At 38.1% G+C, this 17,527-nt stretch carries 16 protein-coding genes and 1 pseudogene; 2 read left to right on the forward strand and 15 right to left on the reverse strand.

Going from position 1 to position 17,527, the window contains the following annotated elements:
- Window positions 1-50: 50 nt before the first annotated feature.
- The 3 genes from LXL81_RS15360 to LXL81_RS15370 are packed head-to-tail and all read right to left on the reverse strand — an operon-like array spanning window position 51 to window position 1,601.
- Window positions 51-584, reverse strand: a complete 534-nt coding sequence (locus tag LXL81_RS15360; RefSeq protein WP_234647685.1) for a hypothetical protein — start codon at window positions 582-584, stop codon at window positions 51-53.
- Window positions 577-1,275: a hypothetical protein gene (locus LXL81_RS15365; protein ID WP_234647686.1), complete on the reverse strand. Its 699-nt coding sequence runs from the start codon at window positions 1,273-1,275 to the stop codon at window positions 577-579. Before LXL81_RS15365 ends, LXL81_RS15360 begins: the two co-directional genes overlap by 8 nt.
- On the reverse strand, window positions 1,272-1,601 hold the full coding sequence (locus LXL81_RS15370; protein ID WP_234647687.1) for a hypothetical protein: 330 nt from the start codon (window positions 1,599-1,601) through the stop codon (window positions 1,272-1,274). Before LXL81_RS15370 ends, LXL81_RS15365 begins: the two co-directional genes overlap by 4 nt.
- A 64-nt stretch (window positions 1,602-1,665) precedes the next feature.
- On the opposite strand from LXL81_RS15370, the gene LXL81_RS15375 reads away from it, so the two are divergent.
- Window positions 1,666-1,920: a hypothetical protein gene (locus LXL81_RS15375; protein WP_234647688.1), complete on the forward strand. Its 255-nt coding sequence runs from the start codon at window positions 1,666-1,668 to the stop codon at window positions 1,918-1,920.
- Window positions 1,921-1,933: 13 nt separating this feature from the next.
- On the opposite strand, the gene LXL81_RS15380 is transcribed toward LXL81_RS15375, so the two are convergent.
- The 8 genes from LXL81_RS15380 to LXL81_RS15415 form a co-directional block, all read right to left on the reverse strand.
- On the reverse strand, window positions 1,934-2,209 hold the full coding sequence (locus LXL81_RS15380; protein WP_234647689.1) for a helix-turn-helix domain-containing protein: 276 nt from the start codon (window positions 2,207-2,209) through the stop codon (window positions 1,934-1,936).
- A 152-nt stretch (window positions 2,210-2,361) separates the two neighbouring features.
- Window positions 2,362-3,105 (reverse strand): hypothetical protein, encoded by a 744-nt coding sequence (locus LXL81_RS15385; RefSeq protein ID WP_234647690.1) that lies wholly within the window; start codon window positions 3,103-3,105, stop codon window positions 2,362-2,364.
- 195 nt (window positions 3,106-3,300) lie between these two features.
- Complete coding sequence (locus tag LXL81_RS15390; RefSeq protein ID WP_234647691.1) at window positions 3,301-3,546, reverse strand: DUF3253 domain-containing protein; 246 nt, start codon at window positions 3,544-3,546, stop codon at window positions 3,301-3,303.
- A 249-nt stretch (window positions 3,547-3,795) separates the two neighbouring features.
- Complete coding sequence (locus LXL81_RS15395; RefSeq protein ID WP_234647692.1) at window positions 3,796-4,794, reverse strand: restriction endonuclease; 999 nt, start codon at window positions 4,792-4,794, stop codon at window positions 3,796-3,798.
- Between the two features lie 21 nt (window positions 4,795-4,815).
- Window positions 4,816-7,593 carry a hypothetical protein gene (locus LXL81_RS15400; protein WP_234647693.1) on the reverse strand — a complete coding sequence of 926 codons (2,778 nt, stop codon included), beginning with the start codon at window positions 7,591-7,593 and terminating at the stop codon, window positions 4,816-4,818.
- 93 nt (window positions 7,594-7,686) lie between these two features.
- Entirely contained in the window at window positions 7,687-8,844 is a 1,158-nt protein-coding gene (locus tag LXL81_RS15405) for an RNA-binding domain-containing protein (protein ID WP_234647694.1), read from the reverse strand.
- Window positions 8,832-11,483, reverse strand: coding sequence for a TrlF family AAA-like ATPase (locus LXL81_RS15410; protein ID WP_234647695.1), 2,652 nt, complete (start codon window positions 11,481-11,483; stop codon window positions 8,832-8,834). Before LXL81_RS15410 ends, LXL81_RS15405 begins: the two co-directional genes overlap by 13 nt.
- Window positions 11,480-11,788, reverse strand: coding sequence for a helix-turn-helix domain-containing protein (locus LXL81_RS15415; protein ID WP_234647696.1), 309 nt, complete (start codon window positions 11,786-11,788; stop codon window positions 11,480-11,482). The genes LXL81_RS15410 and LXL81_RS15415 overlap by 4 nt, the downstream gene beginning before the upstream one ends.
- Window positions 11,789-11,932: 144 nt before the next feature.
- Between LXL81_RS15415 and LXL81_RS15420 the strand changes: the two genes are divergently transcribed.
- Window positions 11,933-13,426, forward strand: coding sequence for an HNH endonuclease (locus LXL81_RS15420; protein WP_234647697.1), 1,494 nt, complete (start codon window positions 11,933-11,935; stop codon window positions 13,424-13,426).
- Window positions 13,427-13,839: 413 nt separating this feature from the next.
- On the opposite strand, the gene LXL81_RS15425 is transcribed toward LXL81_RS15420, so the two are convergent.
- From LXL81_RS15425 to LXL81_RS15440, 4 genes and pseudogenes are all read right to left on the reverse strand, one after another.
- Window positions 13,840-15,087, reverse strand: coding sequence for a glycosyltransferase (locus LXL81_RS15425; RefSeq protein ID WP_234647698.1), 1,248 nt, complete (start codon window positions 15,085-15,087; stop codon window positions 13,840-13,842).
- 4 nt (window positions 15,088-15,091) lie between these two features.
- Complete coding sequence (locus LXL81_RS15430; RefSeq protein ID WP_234647699.1) at window positions 15,092-15,577, reverse strand: hypothetical protein; 486 nt, start codon at window positions 15,575-15,577, stop codon at window positions 15,092-15,094.
- 123 nt (window positions 15,578-15,700) lie between these two features.
- Window positions 15,701-16,258: pseudogene (locus tag LXL81_RS15435) on the reverse strand (recombinase family protein).
- A gap of 327 nt (window positions 16,259-16,585) precedes the next feature.
- Entirely contained in the window at window positions 16,586-17,461 is an 876-nt protein-coding gene (locus LXL81_RS15440) for an AraC family transcriptional regulator (RefSeq protein ID WP_234647700.1), read from the reverse strand.
- Window positions 17,462-17,527 lie beyond the last annotated feature (66 nt).

Consider the following 17,527-nt stretch of genomic DNA (forward strand, 5'->3'; position numbering starts at 1 on the left):
CTTTTTCTGATCCAAAATGACTTTAATTGCCTTGATTGGATCTAAAAGGATCATTTTAACCTTCGAAGCGGAACGCGGACCTCTTTTCTTTTCGCATCAAACTCGTAGATCTGACCAAAGGTGTTATCTTCTGTCTTTGCTTGTTTCAGGATTAAAAACTCGACCCCGTTTTCGGTTCTGATATTTCCTTCACGCACAAGGCCCTGGTAAGATTCGATGTTTTTCATATCCTCAACGTATCTGCTTATCCCCTGATACAGCTTGAATGTGCTCAGGTAATAGTAACACAAAAGACCAAGGATCAGGGTGCAGACTGCATACGGAATACTAACGCCCAGTCCGTGAACAAACGACTGTTTGTCAGAAGTGAAGTTTATCGAGCTGATAGAGCCCTTAAACGTCTGCTGCAATTTTTTGCTTTCAAGAAGGTTGGCATTCAGCTCTTTTCTCATGGCAGCAAAATGCTCCCTGATTTCAGCAAAATTAATGACAGTCCATTCGTCCATTTCCATTCCATACTTTAAAAAATACTCCGCCTTGATGTAATTGAGCATATGCGATATCCGCTCTCTTTTATCATTCATCTTTGATGTCTGTTTGAAGTTGTCCTTTTAATTTAAGCCGGGTACCACGGCTGTAATTCTCCAGTCCCCAGCCAAGTCGTGCCCCGTCCAGGATCTCTCCTCCCTGGGCCGTGCGTGGTTCAAAATCTCCAAATTGTCTCAGCCGAAGCCCGGCCTTTACGCAGCGCTCTTCCAGATCCAGCACAAGTGAAGCGAAGCCGCGAAATGACGTAATGCTCTTCCAAACAATGATTTTAAAATCATTTCCAACCGCTGCTCTGATCTGCTCCAGATAGTTAACTGAAGATTGGTAAGCTGTTCCGCCACCAATGACAACATGGAAAATCATTTCGAAACCCGACTCGTCAGCAAATTCCTTCATCGGTAGATCGTACCTGATTAGCGACGGAAGCTGCGCGCTTTCCGGTGAGCCAAGGTCAAAATAGACCTGCTCATACCGGCTCTCAGAAGCCTCTTCAAGGTAACCCACTAACAGATCCCGTACCAAGACATCTCTATCATCGTTCAGACTGACGACATCAAAATTGTCACGGTCAATGAAGGATAGCTGCTTCTTGCTGGATTCGGTAGAAGAATCCAGGTCAACAAAAAGGATGTCTTTTTTATCTCCGTACTTCAGTGCGAACAAATACATCAAAAGAGATTTACCCACGCCACCTTTGGACTGGGCAATGAAATGAAACTTTTTCATGATTTGCCAAATTTTGAGCTTTTAAATGATTGTCTTTTCAATGCATCCTCTTCCACCCATACCGTTTGTGGTTCAGCTGGTTTTGGGATGGTTACAGAAGCCATTTTTCCGGACTTTCCCGGATCATTCCATTTCGCTGCGTGCGAGCGGATGTACTTCACATCGTACAGCACGGTAAGTTCACTACCGAGCTCTTTATTGATGATCTCGACCGTGAGCAGAGCTGAAAGGTTCTGGGCGAAGAGCTCCTGAAAAAACTCGTAGAGTTTTCTTCTTCGCTTCGGATCTTTCTTCTCATACATAGCTATCAACAGTTCTTTATCCATTGTCTTGTTGGTTTAAGCTCTTTTGATCCTGACCGCTGAGCACTATACGGCTGGCTCGCAGCGGATGAAAAGAAGGGTGATAATCAATGTGACCATACTGGGCAAGGTCCCGTATGCAGCTATGGTACGTAGCAATGGATTTGATCCTTGCATAGCGCATCAGTCTTCGGCGGCTGATCTGTATCTGGTTTTGGCTGGCCTTCATGCAGTGAAAGGCGATGGCCGCATACAGACAGATGTGCACAGACCGGAGTCTGGGATCGTCCCATACTCCTTCTACCAATCCGGCTCCCGCCGGATTGGTAAAGTTTGTCTCTGACGTTTTCAGCACTTTACCTCTTTTTAGAGGACCCGTTTGCCAGCATGAGCTCAATGTCCTCGTACTGGTAATAGAAACTGCCGCCCACTTTCGTGTAACGAAGGTGCCCATTGACCCGCAGGTTTAAAAGTGTTCCCGGTGAGATCTTTAAGAGCTCTCTGACCTGGGCACTTTTAAGCCACTTGCTATGTGGTGAAGGTTTAGCCTTTGAGACAATGGTTTTAAATTCTTCAAGAAGTTCAGTTTTAAACTGCCGCAAGTCTTCCCTGGTTATCAACTCTACATTCATGACTGCAATTGTTTAAGGATGGAACATAAACGTGACCGATGGCGGGGTACCACCGCCATAAATCATCAAACGCAAACATAATATGGTAAGTGGCAAAAATAATGACCAAAACGGTGCTCTGGTCATTAACCGAATTATTTATTTACACCCATTTAGTTGATTTTGAACAACTTATGATCATTCTTAACTTTTGTCCCTTTGACGGTAATTTCATTATCTTTTCCCGAAAAATAGTTCCGGGCAGTCTCTATCGGGATAGGTTTTCCGCCGTGAAGGAAATACCGGGATATCATTTTGTACCAGGCACTTTTGGCTTGTACGTTGAGCAGCTTCCTATCTTCCGACGGCAATTTCAGCAGCTGTATTTGCTGGATAAGATCAATAAGAGTACCAAGATGGTTTTCGACGATATTGATCTTTTCGGTAGTCTCATACTCATTCATCACTTTAACCTGCTCTTTTAACACCGCGTTTTCAGCGGTCAGCTGATCTATCAATCGGTTCTTCTCCGCAATGACCGATTCTAGTGGTTCGAAAAGATGCCACCTATCGATTGAGCGGAGAAACGATTGAAAGGATTCAAGTTTGATAAGGTTCGATTGAAACGTTTTTTGTTTAGAAGAATACGGGTCTTGCATTTTATAATAAGCGATACGCTGTGAGGTGATCCTTGAAAGATGTTCAAAAAAGGACTGCTGCTGATTTGGATTTTCTATAAGAAAGTGTTGAATATGGTAATCGTAAAATGCTGCGTAATCCGAAGCAGCGAGGCTATAAATTTTTTTAAAGAGGTGATTTTGGTTGAAATACCAGGTTTGGACCAGCGGGTTACCGATCTCAAAACGGTGGGGTGAAAAATCGAATTTGCCTCTGATTTTAAAGTAAGATCTTTTCATAGCTAGTCGGTTTTTTAGTTAAGTTACTAACAGATACTAAAAATACAAAACCAGTTAAAAATCAATCAGCTTAAATCCGATTCATTAATATCAACTATGCAAGATATATTAATCCGGAGGTTGTATTTCTGAATCTTTAAAAATTTATTTAGTAGTCTGAATAAGATCATTGCCAGATAATATATACAGCTATGTTCAGATAATCTTAATTCGGACCGGCCCTTTGATATCCTTAACATCAACAGGTATTCCCTTTTGTGTTATTAATACTCTACCTTTGTTATGCAAATCAATTGCTACCTCAAGTACATCTTTCATATGATTACGCCAAATATCAGGAAATAGCCTGCGTGCGATTTCAGAAGGACAGGTACTTTTCTCTGTGCCACGATGAATGGCAGTAGAAAGGATGGTTGTTGCTATTTTCTCGTAATGCTGCATACCAATGCTAATAAAGTTTTTGGAAATATTGTATCGAAGATACAGATCTGCCGCTAAACTAAATGCGAGATCTTATTTCCCTACAACTTTTCTCCCATCTAAATTCAGGGTTATCTTCAAACCAAAGGTATTTAACATATTCTATAGTTATACAACAAAATATTATTTGGTGAAACTTAAATTTGCTTGACTATAATCAAAGCCTAAGATTAACGGCAAAAGATCATCTAAAGCTAATTTTCTGAAATATTATCGCTTCTTCATGACATCAATCCAATTTTTTATTTCTTGATTCTCAGCAAATTGTAAAGGATACTTTCGAATGGCAACAACTTTTTTTCCTCCCTCTGCTATTCTAGAAGTTGTGGCGATCAGACCGGTTTTTGCACCTTCAAATTCTACATCAGTATAAAATGACTTAACAGTTTCGATTTTGACTTGGTTTGTTTCCCTGTGCCGTTTACATTGAACAATTATATAAGGAGTTGAATTGTCATCCTTTTTGTAAATCCGTAAATCGACACCGCCGTCATTTGAACCTGGTCCCAATTTTACTTCGTAATCCATTCTTTTAAAAAACTCTCCTGTAAGCCTTTCAAAATTTCTCCAATGCATATATTCGATTCTTTGTGGATTTGCCTGAAGATAGTTTATGAACTTTTGATCAACAAAATCTTCTTCCCTTTTCGGAATGCACTCTTTCTCGAAAAACTCCTCTAATTTAGTTCCTCCATCCCACAGCACTTCCTCAACTGGGAAGATAGTATTTGTAAGCTTCTGATTATTAACTAGTGAACTGAATATATCAATTATCACTTCCAGTGGCGCTATGTCTTCCGAAATAATTTTTGCTATAATTGGCTCTGGATCAATGAAGGTTGGATTTTCCGCATCGTAGCTTTCACGCATTAGCTGGGTAATTCTTTCCATCACATTCATCGGGTCGTGTCCTGATTCAATCCATTTCATCGTTTTTTCTATATCTCCAAACAAAAATGGTCTACTATGTTCATCAAGCTCTCCCAATCTTTTACGTAGATGCCAGCAATATTCATCAAACTCCTCCGACCTTATCCGTACAATCTTTGCCCTATCAGTATTGTAGTCCTTAAATTTAAAATCATTTGGGAATTCTTCGGATAAAATTTCTACCAGATCACGTTCGCTTAGGGAAAACCCTGTTTTAATAGTTACAATGTCAAGAATTGTATTCACGAAATTTTCTAAGCTCCATACAATAGCTCCCATACTTGGTCTACAAAACATAAATTAGGAAAAGTACTTATAGTCCTGCGCTAGTAGTCGAAATATTTCTTCTTTGACTTGTCGCGCCAGCAATGCCACATTATCAAATTGGCCAATTAGGTCAGAATGATCATTTAATTCGGCATACTTACGAATCTGGATAAGCCCAGAGTACGGAGTTAAAAAATCATCATAATCAAAGAATTTAAAATATGCCTCACCTTTTAAACCGATATTATACAGCCATTCCCCTTTACAATAATTTCTATTCCAGTATAAATAAAGATGATTGACGGATTCCACGAGCGATTTAGCTAACTCAGTTCCATGATTCTGAACATACGGATTGATTACTTGCGCCCAAAAGCTTGATACATTTATAGGACATAAAGGATTGTCCACAAATAACTCAGGAGCCCCTATTACCGGATTATTTCCTTCAAACTTTACCGTGATACAGCGATTTTCCGCCAAAACAAAAGACATACAAAGTGCATACCACTCGTCACTTTTTTGATCCGTCAAATTGGGTGGCCAAATATCAAACTGATTAGCCCAAAGAGGATAACGTCCGTTTAGTGCTTTGGTAATAGCGAACCAGCTCATAGTAGCTTTTGAGGATGGTAAATCATAAGCGCAATACGCATATTTGTCCTGAGGTCCGCTTTGGACTTTGGTTAAGTTTATATCAATAAATCCTGGTCGCAGTTGAAGCCAAATGCGATCTGGGAGATTGGACAACCTTGTGCAAGTATCCTGATTTAATCGCACAGGGGTATTATCATCCATGAATCCAACAAACTGACCTGCCATGTCACCACATTTTCTCCTCAATTTGAAATGTCTATCCACATCTTTTGCTGGAAAACCACTTACAATCATTCCATATTCTGTTGACCTCTTTGCCGTACTAAAATCGTAACGAGGCTGTCTTATACTTCTGCCACTTTTTAAGATTTCTGGAAGCTCAGCTTTAATACTACCTTTTGAGTTATCTAGTGTGGCAGTTTTATAGATTCCAAGGATAGTATTAAGTGTTTCATTCAACTCCTCCTCAGGAGCATTCCAATTTAAATTTAGCGCTCCCTTTTTCAGTTCAGTTAAGTCAAGTACGGAAATAGAATTATTATGTGGTTCGTCAGCACGCTCATACTGCCAAATGGTAAAAGCTAATGGCCAACGTCCATCAAGGTGGAAAAATTCATTCGATGTTACAATAAATCCACTTTGATATCGAAAATGGCTATCCCAAACCTGTCTAAAAGCGGTATAAGTTGGTCTTGGAAGCAGCCATGATGTTGGGGTAAAAATCATTACTACAGGACGATTAGAGTCAGACGGTAGCAAATGATTAGTTTGGTAGCTTGCCATGTTTAGTATCTGCCCCAAGAAGGCAAGATACCGTTCATTTCCAGCATCAGCTCCCGTGAGGGCTAATATCGACGGATCAATAATATAATGCGAATCTGTCAACTCCCGAATTCCTTGATGCTCATCAGTATTCTTATACGGAGGGTTAAGAAGAAATGCTAATGGCTTATCAAGGGGAGGCTTATTTCGGAAAGCTAATTCACGCTGGAGATCCGCTAAATATTCACTTGCTGGCCGGTCCAGAAAATTTAGCCCCCTATTTTCCGCTGTCCGGGGAATAATTGTGAATCCCGTATCAACATGAAATATATCTGCTTGCATCCGTCTCTCAATAGTCCTAAGCAAATCAGGTTGCAACTCCGACACGATTTTGTGACGGAGCCTACCCCGCCAGCTTGATACTAGATTACCCGATCCACCGGCAGGATCGAAAACAATATAATCTTCATTTATGTCACCGGGGAAGTGTTGATTAGCATACCATAAAGCAAACTTACTTAGATTGATGTCTGTAAAGAAAATTCCATGTTGTCGAACGTACTCTGGATCGATTCGAGACATAACTTCGTCAAAACGACTAAAATAGTAGTCTACTGTCAGCCCGGAACCTTCATTAGTGAATATATATTGAGACTCAACAAACCGCTTGAAATCCGCGTGAAATCTGGTGGCTAAATAAATCGGATCACTAACGTAACTGCCTTGAACTCCAATAATTCTACTGGTCCCAGCATTTGCATCAAGGGCCAAAGTGCAGGTAATATCCCAGTAGGCAACCATTGTATAAAACGCATGAACGGCATCGATCGGATGCTCAAAATACACTTTCATGCGTTCGATCGTGTTTATGAAATTATGCGTATTGATCTGCTGCCTGTCTGATTCAAGATTTTTTAGAATTTTTAAAATTTCGAAAGATTCAGTAGTGAGGTTCTTTGCGCCGGCAAAAATATCGCCTTGTAAGTCCTGCGGGGTCAGCCAATAAATTGCAGCATCTCGTATTTGATTTTTTAATATTGTACTTGATTTACGTGCATTAGACCGCCCAACAGCATTAGGAGCTGCATGGGAATCTGCCATATGAACATATATAACTGCTTGCTCTGGAAGTTTATCTACTTTCCAAATCCCGACAAATCGATGGGCAATCACCATAATAGTGTGATAACCAAGTCCGAATCTCTTTCGGTAGTGCAAAGCCTGGTAAAACCCATCAAGCCATTGATTATGACCTGTTTTTGCCTCTACTAGCAAGGCGCCTTCTATATAAACATCCGCCCCACATGCATCTGATTCAATTTTAAATTTCTCCTTAAAAAGCTTTTTAAATAGAGGGTAGAGTTCAGGACGGCGTGCATCTTCATTACTATCAGATCTTATATACCTTTTGAATGATTCAAGCTCGTCTCTAAAAATAAGTTGATGTGCCATTATATGAGAGAAGGATTACGGACTTAGTAAGTACATTTATCATTAGGTACGCTCAACTAGTTGATCGTTAACCTTAAACGTTTAAAAACCCAGTTATGAAATATGTTTAATGATCACTCTGAATTGCTCGCCAACGACATCATTACTAAACTCAATTGATGGGTGTAAAGAAATTGCTCTGGTTATACCTGTCCCTAACCCTTTGTATGGCAAAATAAATTGAGCAACTGACAAAAGAATTGGATTTCTGGCAATAGATATTCCGTTTCTAATATTGTCAAGGGTCAGGGAATTAGGCAGTTTTCCGGGGCTATGAATCTCTATCCTATCAGAATAAATAAAAATCTTAATTGTAGACTGAATAAAGTAGTCCCTATGAATCAAAGCGTTAACCAGTATTTCCTCAAAAACTTCGTATGGTATTTCCCATTTAGAAGGACTATTAAAGGAAGATCCGATCTGCATTTTTCTCATATTGCGATCAATAAATCCAATAGCCTTTTCATAAATTTGGCTGATCGTTCCATCAATTGGTGCTTCACTATCTTCGAAAGAATTACCAGTGATAATGTTATCATTAACTGCAACGCACTGAATTGTAAATTGTGGCCTGTATTGCTGCCGGTGCCCGCAGAAAAGTAACAAACCTGCAAGTGTCAGAATCCCACCCTGCATTAGATTTAAATTTTCTAGGGCTTTCTGCAGATCTATACCTAAGTCCTCAAATGGCTTTCCATATTTGTTTAAAATGAACGTCTTAAATATGTCTAAATCTATATCTGCAAGCGAAGTTCCGTGAACTTGCGTTTCATCTGCATACATTAGCTTTCCGCTTTGAAGCAATCTAGCTATCTCATCATTTGAGGTTACTTTTCGCTTGTCAGAGCCATTTTTCTTAAAAATGGACCCATTCCTATCTTTATACGGCTTACTAACCCCTTCCTTTACATCTACTACAATCAATTGTTGTCCATTGACACTAACTGTTTCAGTTTTAATAAATATTGGCGGAAAAACAAGCTGTGATGCTACATTAACTAACTGCAAGTTTGTTGCTTGTATCTCTTGGAAGGATAAGCCATTTAAATCAGCGGTTTTATCGTTCACTCCAATTATAATTCTACCACCCTCAGTATTGGAAAAAGCAACCATTTCTTGGGCAAGGGAATCTTGGTGCGGCAATCGTTCTTTAAATTGAGTTATTGAACTTTCTCCAAGTTGAATGAGATCTAGTAATTCTAATGCTTCCATAATTCGTAAATCATCTTTCTCTGATTGAACGCCTTTTCTCCACCCTCCATAATGTCAACAATTTTCTTTTGGATTTCAGTATCATCGATACTCCCTTCGATTGTTGAGATGACCCCGTTATCGTAAGAACAGGCTAAGTTTTGCTCACAATCACCGAGTACCGGAATGTTTGGATTATGAGTAGCAAAAATGAACTGTGTTTTATCTTTCAATTTTCGTAATTCTGATATTACATCTGTATAAATTGTTTGATTATCAAGATCGTCCTCTGGCTGATCGATAATTATAATATCATTTTCTTTTAAAGTAAGTATAAAAAGAATTAACGCTGATGCTCGTTGACCAAGCGAATGTTCCTGTAAAGGTCTGCCATTATAATAAATAGTAAATTTGTCTGGTATTCGATAGGTTAGAAATGCTCTTAGATTTTCAAGAAACTTGGTGGTAAAATTGGCAAGATTGTTTCCTCCGGATAATACGATATTTAATTTACTACCTTCCTTTTTTAGGTCATGATATACTTCAATCAAATCTGCGTAATGATCTGCAATTTCTGACAAAGCATTGTCCCTAAGACCGCTTCCTTTTACACTTCCACGTAAGAATTCTTTAAACCTATCCTTATTTCCTTTGAAATCAATTTCAATTTTTAGTTTCGACTGATCACTGTTTAACTGAGTTACCTGTTCAGATACCAATAAATATTCGGCATGCCATAGCGATTTAAGATCTACAAGAGATTGATTTAATTTTTGTCTTAAATTTTCTCGGCGAAGGCTAAGCTTTTCTATTTCGATTAGCTTAGCTTTTTGAAGATCAAGGTCTTTTGACAACTTCACATACGCATCTGCCTCAATATTTGGCAAATTAATCTCTCTCTTTATCTTTGAAAATTCCTCTCTCAATTGCTCGTAATGTCTTTCAAAGCCATCTTTAAGGGTCTGCAACGTTGTGGTTTCCATTCCCAATTCTCCAACAATCGATTCCAGCTTTAAGAAAATTTGTTCGTATCTATCAAAAGAGTCGTAGACATTTTTGAAAAGTTCTACATTTTCTTTTGATTGATACGTTTTTTGTCCCTCAAAAAGCTCCCTATACTCGCTCAAAGAACTAGCAAGCGATTTCGTTATAGTCTTTTCAAAGGCAAGCAATGTATCAAGTCTATTATTATCCTTATCAAATTCAATTTGTCGGTTTAGTTTTTGATCTATCTGTAGATCTTGAAAGATTTTCATATTTAGCTCAATAGAAGCCTTTCTTTCTTCAATGTCTTTTTTCTGCGACAATGATTTATTTACTTTCTGAAGTTCTTCAAGGAATTCTCCAATCTCTACAACCTTATCCTCAATACGCTGACGGGTTAACGACAATTTATCACCCATCAGCTTCGATATTAAATCTTCGGTTGAAGTCTCGCCACCAATATCCGAAAGGTCCTTTTGCCCGTAATACAATGGCTTATTTATAATGGCCCCGATTTTCAAATTATGCTGAAGCTCACCATTCAAATACAAAACTGAAGATTCCCCGAAAATTTTTTCTGAAATAAAAACCTGCCCATGCTTGTTTATAAACTCAGCCCTCAACTTGCCTCCACTTCCAAGAAAGTTTTGTACTAAACGTTCTTTGTAGGAAGGCTCGTGAGAATTTTTTCCTAGTGGAATATCAAGTGCATACCGAATTGTTTCCAAAATAGAAGACTTTCCGCTTCCCCGAATTCCTATAAGATTATTCATACTGGCACTAAAGCTTATCTTTTTATCCTGCCACTTGCTAGTTGTGAAAGATAATGATCTTAACCATGCCTTTTCTATGAGTGGCAGTGAAGTAGAAATTCTATTCTTGTGATCTAGCAGGGAATACTTTAACGCATCAAAGTTGAATGAACCAATTTTTATATAGGTTTTCTTATCTTGATCCCCTTGTCGGTGTGGTTTTCCGACATCATCTATGCACTTGCAATCACTGCCCTCCACGAACGCAGGTAACCTATTTTGAAACCATGTGCTAAGTGCCTGCAACTTGTCGTAGGTTCTAAACTTTTGAAATCCTAAAACGAATTCCCTAAAAAGTTCATCCCTAGCAAATTGTTGAATCCTCCCACCGTCTAATTCGTGAAGAAAACCGCTGTCTTGTTCAACATGTGCCATCACGATAAAAGAATCTCGGCCCTGAGATTTATGCTCATTTAACTTCCTAAGTACTGAATTTAGATCATAGTTGCATCTTGTATTCTCATTTTCACGGTTGGCTACCCCCTCAAAAGCAGCAGAAACAAATTGGTTGATAAAGTCTTCTGAATTAACTAGCCAGGATCCTGCATCAAAAACAATCAAACAATGGATTCCGTTTGCTCCGTCGTTTACAGAAAGCTCTACTCCTGGAAGTATCCACACATCCTCCTTTATTGCTTTTCGTCTGAAATTGCCATACTCATCTTTGTCGAACTTATTGTGATTGGTAATGACTGCTATATTAATTTGTTCCTCTTTGAGACGCAAAAGACACTGATTGAAAAAGTCATTGGGGTTATCGAGACGCTTAAATTCTTTATCCTTATGCGTATGTAAGTGAAAATCAGCACGTAACCACGTTGCTCCATTTTCAAAGATCGAGGTTGTATACTGTTCCTGACTCATCTGAATGTTTGTTTTCTTTGAAGAAAGTCTACCTTTTCCAATGCAGCTTCAAGTGCTTCCCTAGCTACGTCTTCATTAACGAGTTCGTTTGCAACTTTATCACTTAGAAAGATGATCAACAACTGCTTTTCGTTGATTTCTAAAAACTTCGCGAGAAGTGAAATCTGATTTCTAGTCGGCTTACGTTCTCCTTTTTCGAATTTACTAATCATAGCCGTATCAGCACCAATTGCCGCAGCTACTTCCCTAAGTAATAGACTCTTGTTGTCTCTGGCGCTTTTGAGTATTTCCGCTAGTGTCTCCAATTAGTCAAAAGTTTTCTTGTCATATAATGTCAAAAATACCAAATAATTCATTAGAATGAAATTTTTGAATATATTTAAGATTTACGTTTGAAGAAACGACATCCTAAAATAAAGAATTAACACTCGAATTCTATCGTATCAATTATGCCTGTCATCGAAAACACTCCTCTAACACAATATAAAGTGCCAATATGCTACTTATGTGGCCTTGAAATGATTGACAAGAATCAGTATGAGCGAGTATCTGAAAAAAATACAGATAGTACTAAGTTCAAACACGATGAACACATCATCCAAAATGCACTGTACGGCCGTCTTAAAAGCGATGGTATCTTATGTGAGACTTGCGGTTCTAAACTATCACAAGCGGTAGACTCAGAATTCGTCAAAATATTTGATGTTTTTACCGATCCTATAAATCATTTACTTGCGGCGAAGGCTCACGGTGGAAAGACCAAAAAGAGTTTGCGCGGACACATTATCAAACATGACGGATCCAAGATGGAGATCCAGCTACGAGACGGGAAAATATTACCATTAAAACCTTCTTATGATTACGATAAGGAGAAAAAGGTCGTATCAATTTTTGCTGATCTGAAAACACAAAAAAACTATTTAGTTCTGGTTAAGAGACAATTAATCGGCTTGGGAGCTGATTTGTCTAAAGTAAAATTCGAATTTATTGATAATATCAAAGACTACTATGAAATTGGAATCAACTTCTCCGAAGGATTAACGAACTTTAATGAAACCTTTAAGCTGGGATTAAACAAAATAGCTACTGGCTTTGCAATGGCGGCTGGAATTAATCGAGAGGATGTTCCCTGCACTCTAGATATCACAGAGCAAGCCATAATCTTTACAAAAAATATTGTTCCATTTTTTCCTCTTGGCACATTAGACTATGTAATAGAGCCTTTTAGAATTGCTCTGGAGGATGAATTTCCAACTCATACATTACTTTTATATACGGATGACTCCTTTGAAGATCGAAAATTAGTATGCTATGTAGATCTCTTCAGCACCTTTCAATATTATGTTATCTTAAACCATGAATATAAAGGCGCACCTATTAATAAAGTATACTACCAAACAATTATGAAACAGGATAAATCTGAAACTAATGTACGTAATATAAGATGGAAATATTTACCAATATTAGCAGCGGACTTAGGAGTCGATTGGGGGGACATTCAACACCTACCGATTTCAGAAATGTATGATTTATTAGAAAAAAAAGAGAAACAGACAAACCCAAGTTATATTCTCGATTTTTCAGCTTATATGAAGTATATTTCGAGCCGGGTTGCATTGAACCTGGTACTTAGAAAAAAGGATAAAGCTTCCGGCGTAATGCAATTATCAGAAATAGAGAGCGATATCTTAGCTAGTATGTCTGATTTTGAAACTGAAGAGCTTTTAGAAATGCACTTAGAAATGAAAAGAATCGACAGCGAGGATCCGGTAAGTTTTTATCGACAAAATTATTTTGAGTCCCACGAAGGAAAAGTTACTCTTAATTCCTCTCTTGAAGAACTGATAAGATGTATGCACGATCAAAAATTTGGCGGATTTAAAAAATATGGCCATGCAAAGTTCAATTTACTCTCCCACTTCATCCAAATAAATAAATCTTGACCGCGCTTCGACCTTTAGATTCTCAATGTAGCCATAATGAGGTGATTGACATTAGGAACACCAAATTTTCTGTCAACTCCTCGGATTGTGCGAGAAGGATGTCAGAAAAATGCTCAATAAATTTAAGAATTGAAAGCAATGATAAAACAAGAATATAACTTTTGGTAGAAATCAAAGATTGATGTAAGTGTAACAAATGCTATGAACCATCAAAATCCATGACTTACTAAATGTCTACCCTTATGATAATCTTTCCCGGAAATGGCTTGCCCTTTGGATGAAATTATATTTTCAATTTATCGTATAGTCTAAAATGAGCCTACGTCGTTACATTTTTTTAGAATATTCTAAGCCTTTATATTTTGGCTTCTACGTAACCCAAGAAAGGCGATGAAATATACTGAGTACATATTTTACGTGGCATGCAAAAGATTTCTATAAACTGTCTTTCCATGGCTACCAATTGTCCTAACATTATTCTTACTTTCCATTGCAAATTGTAATGTCTCAATAAGACCTTCGACTGTCACCTCTTTAACGTTTAAATAATTAACTTTATCAATAAGAGAGTTTTTATAAGACAAGTTATTTACAATGTCATTGGACAACACTAGACAGCGACCTTGAGATAGAATCTCAAGTGGTATTTGAGGTCTGTGAATTTTAATTGGGAAGTTGTTTTCTAAAAAACACATTATGTCACAACTTTTAATAAATCCCGGTATTCTCCAGTTAGGAATGAATGGCAGAATCCATGTCTGTTTCGACAATGCCTGTTCTTGAATTATTGACTCGTATAAATTAATCGCTCGGTTTAGCCTTCCGCAAGAAATAATAATGAAATTGAATTCGTAGTTATTCTCAGCAAGGTAACTTAAAGCCTTAATTAATTCTAATTGGCCTTTATTAGAACTTATTTTTCCGTATATGCCGATCGTAATTAAGCTTTTGTTTAGTAGTTTGCTATTAATTCTAGTTAGTTCATTACATAAAATCTTATGCTGGTTAAGAAATTTCTGAAAAAAAGATTGTGACAATTCTACATACTTGTAAAAATCAAATAAGGGTTGTTTTTTAAAGTAGATAGGTAAATCCCAACCCCTATCCGTCTTAATTATTTCCTGTTTAACGCTAAAAGTTTGGGTTAACAAATTCTGTGAGCTAGGCTTGGTGTAAAGAACGTGAATATTTTCTGTCATCCATTGATAAGCATTGTGCAGATTTGGATGAGAAGATAATCTCCCTAAGTCACTTCCGGCATGGAATACAGAAGTATTAATTTCAAATATTTTAGCTAAAATACTTGCTAATAAGCCATATGGTTCAAAATACCATCCGTAAATATGTTCAATATTATTTTTTTTAATTACATCACAACAGATACCAAACAATTTAGAAAAATATGCTTGTGAATAAGGAATGTGACTAAACCCATCAATAGATTCACTATTGTGGACAATCACATTGGCACCTAGCAATTCTGATAAATATTGTTCATCGTCGGTTAAAAATAATGTCCTAAAACTTAATTCTACTTCGTTGGCGTTTGTTACTACATGAACGACATGACCTTCTTTTGCGAGTTTTAAAATATATTTAAGAGAGTTTATACTTTCGCCACCTTCGACGGGTGGTATCTTTCCAATAAATAGTAGTTCCATAATATTAGTGACAACTTGTACATCCACGACAGCCATGGCCACAAGAGGAGCAGCCGTGTCCACAGCGACTACAACTAGTTCCGCATGCTGACCCGGAGATATTGGAATTTTTTATGTCCGGCCAGATGTGCTTCGGTGAAGCCTGACCAAAAACATTCTCATAGTCTTTAAGCATCTCCACGTATGGTGACAGATTGCTTTTTTCGTCAGAAGGCTCTGGGGTATGGTGAATATAACTTCCGTTTATAGACGAACAAAACTCAAAATACGATTTCGTATGAAAGATAAAGGTATGCCAAAGTTCGTCTGTAACTCCTGCCATACCATATGACTTATGAGGATTAATTGAACAGAGAGCGAGAAACCGTTTTAATTCAATCTCATGCTCTTTCGCAACATCTAACGAAATGTCATTGTCTCTGGCATACCTCTCGGTAACATGATCCATTGGGAACGACAATGCTTTTTCAATTATTTCTTTTGCAGTCATAATTTGCGGTTTTTATTGTCATAAAGATACTATTAACTAGAGATAGTACATTATTCCATGTGAATGAATGAACATCAACTGTTTTAATTTTAGATCTAATCGGATTTCACTCGACTCCACCCTTCAATCTCTTCCTTCATGCCTTAAATAATTATAAAGTGTTGCTTTACTACCAATTTTCAGTTGTTCACATATCTGCATGGTAGTGTACTTTTTACTTTGATACAAAGTAGCCGCCAAACCAGCCAGTTCTTTGGATTTTTTAGTCAACCCTTTTGGACGCCCCCCTACCCTTCCACGAGCACGGGCTGCTTCCATGCCAGCAAGTGTACGCTCCATCAATATCTCTCTTTCGTTTTCAGCAAAAACCGAGCTGAGCATATACCATAGCCGACCCATTTTGGTAGAAGTATCAATCCCCTCAGAAATACTCCGGAAGTCCACTCCCATTTCCTTCCATTCGACCATGAGCTTAATCAGTTCATAAGTTGTTCGGCCAAGGCGGTCAATTCTCCAAACAACAATGACATCTCCTTTACGAAGCTCCGAAAGCATCCTTATTTATTCCGGCCTCTGGATGGAAGCACCTGAAATCTTTTCATGATAAATTTTCTCGCAACCTGCTTTCTTGAGAGAATCAAATTGCAGATCCTGGTTCTGCTCGGTCTTCGAAACCCTTATGTATCCAAATCACCATCTCAAATAGTACAGTTTAACGTGCCAGCTGGCAATATACAGTAATTTGTTTTGGTGTACCACTAATCTGTAATTTGAAAGTGCAGAAATTGGCTCTTTTCAGAACCAAATGGGACGAAAATCCCATGGCGCTGAGAGTACATAAATACCACCGGATATTTAGTCACTTTATAGCAGTTACATATCGACAATCGATAACGCGCTGGACAGTGTCACGATTCAGACCGAAATAGATGTTGTTTGTAATTTTGTGATAATTACATTCTAACTACAAGTGCAGATTATATAAATCACGTTGTATTAATGAAAATTCTATAACTGGACAGATGTTCCACTTTTTTTTCTGAATGCACCGGGAGACATTTTTACAACCTTACTGAATAAACGGCTGAAATATTGAGCATCTTCGAAACCCAGAGAGTCAGCTATTTCTTTTACAGAAAGGTCTGAATAAAATAGCAACCTTTGCGCTTCCCTCATTAATTCCTGCTGTATATAATAAGTTACCGGAAATCCTGTAACAGCTCTGACCGTATCATTCAAGTGGCTTGAGGTGATACTCATTTTAGCGGCAAACTCTGATGGCCTTTTCATCGTTTTGAAATTGCGGCGAAGTATTTGCTTGAAAGTTTTAGTGATCTCAATACTTCGCACGGAGTGCCTGAACAGGTCGGATCGCTCTATTGAAAGGTAGGCTGATGCTATTTGATATACAAATGCCGTCACCATGGAATGGATAATTTTTTGACTAAACATCTGAGCAGGGTCACTGTAAACGGTATATAGATGACTGATGAAAGAAAAATGATTCATCGATTGCGTAGACGACAGGGGAACAAGTATTATTTCTGACAAGCACTGATCCAGAATATCTTTAAGCTGTTTATCAACCATAGACGGGTCAAAAGCCAGAAACCAGCCCCGCTCCATTTGGGCCGAAATGATCCTGTGAATCTGACCAGGATAAGAAAGAAAAAGAGACTGTTCAGTTAACCGGATCTTTTCGAAGTCAACTTCAAGCTCCATTGAGCCCTTGTCCAGCAGCACACAGTAATAGAAATCATGCCTGTGTGGCTCTGAAATTTCGTAGGCCGGAACAGAGAATTTTTCGGTTCCAAAAGGTTTTATGTAGACACCTGAAAACCAATCATCCATACTGTGAACCCGTATTTTTTCTTTTCTGCTCATCAATGTGTTTTTATGCGACAAGCTAAGGTGCTTTAAACAAAGAACGGTAAAAAATATCCTTTTAGG

The organism is Dyadobacter sp. CY356 (genome assembly GCF_021440195.1).
Taxonomy (GTDB): Bacteria; Bacteroidota; Bacteroidia; order Cytophagales; family Spirosomataceae; genus Dyadobacter.

Excerpts from the sequence above, each read along its gene's own strand:
- LXL81_RS15360 (WP_234647685.1), bottom strand. The coding sequence starts at position 584 with ATGAATGATAAAAGAGAGCGGATATCGCATATGCTCAATTACATCAAG.
- LXL81_RS15425 (WP_234647698.1), bottom strand. The coding sequence starts at position 15,087 with ATGGAACTACTATTTATTGGAAAGATACCACCCGTCGAAGGTGGCGAA.
- LXL81_RS15375 (WP_234647688.1), top strand. The coding sequence starts at position 1,666 with ATGAAAAGAAGGGTGATAATCAATGTGACCATACTGGGCAAGGTCCCG.
- LXL81_RS15395 (WP_234647692.1), bottom strand. The coding sequence starts at position 4,794 with ATGGGAGCTATTGTATGGAGCTTAGAAAATTTCGTGAATACAATTCTT.
- LXL81_RS15440 (WP_234647700.1), bottom strand. The coding sequence starts at position 17,461 with ATGAGCAGAAAAGAAAAAATACGGGTTCACAGTATGGATGATTGGTTT.
- LXL81_RS15420 (WP_234647697.1), top strand. The coding sequence starts at position 11,933 with ATGCCTGTCATCGAAAACACTCCTCTAACACAATATAAAGTGCCAATA.
- LXL81_RS15365 (WP_234647686.1), bottom strand. The coding sequence starts at position 1,275 with ATGAAAAAGTTTCATTTCATTGCCCAGTCCAAAGGTGGCGTGGGTAAA.
- LXL81_RS15430 (WP_234647699.1), bottom strand. The coding sequence starts at position 15,577 with ATGACTGCAAAAGAAATAATTGAAAAAGCATTGTCGTTCCCAATGGAT.
- LXL81_RS15390 (WP_234647691.1), bottom strand. The coding sequence starts at position 3,546 with ATGCAGCATTACGAGAAAATAGCAACAACCATCCTTTCTACTGCCATT.
- LXL81_RS15385 (WP_234647690.1), bottom strand. The coding sequence starts at position 3,105 with ATGAAAAGATCTTACTTTAAAATCAGAGGCAAATTCGATTTTTCACCC.
- LXL81_RS15405 (WP_234647694.1), bottom strand. The coding sequence starts at position 8,844 with ATGGAAGCATTAGAATTACTAGATCTCATTCAACTTGGAGAAAGTTCA.
- LXL81_RS15370 (WP_234647687.1), bottom strand. The coding sequence starts at position 1,601 with ATGGATAAAGAACTGTTGATAGCTATGTATGAGAAGAAAGATCCGAAG.
- LXL81_RS15400 (WP_234647693.1), bottom strand. The coding sequence starts at position 7,593 with ATGGCACATCAACTTATTTTTAGAGACGAGCTTGAATCATTCAAAAGG.
- LXL81_RS15380 (WP_234647689.1), bottom strand. The coding sequence starts at position 2,209 with ATGAATGTAGAGTTGATAACCAGGGAAGACTTGCGGCAGTTTAAAACT.
- LXL81_RS15410 (WP_234647695.1), bottom strand. The coding sequence starts at position 11,483 with ATGAGTCAGGAACAGTATACAACCTCGATCTTTGAAAATGGAGCAACG.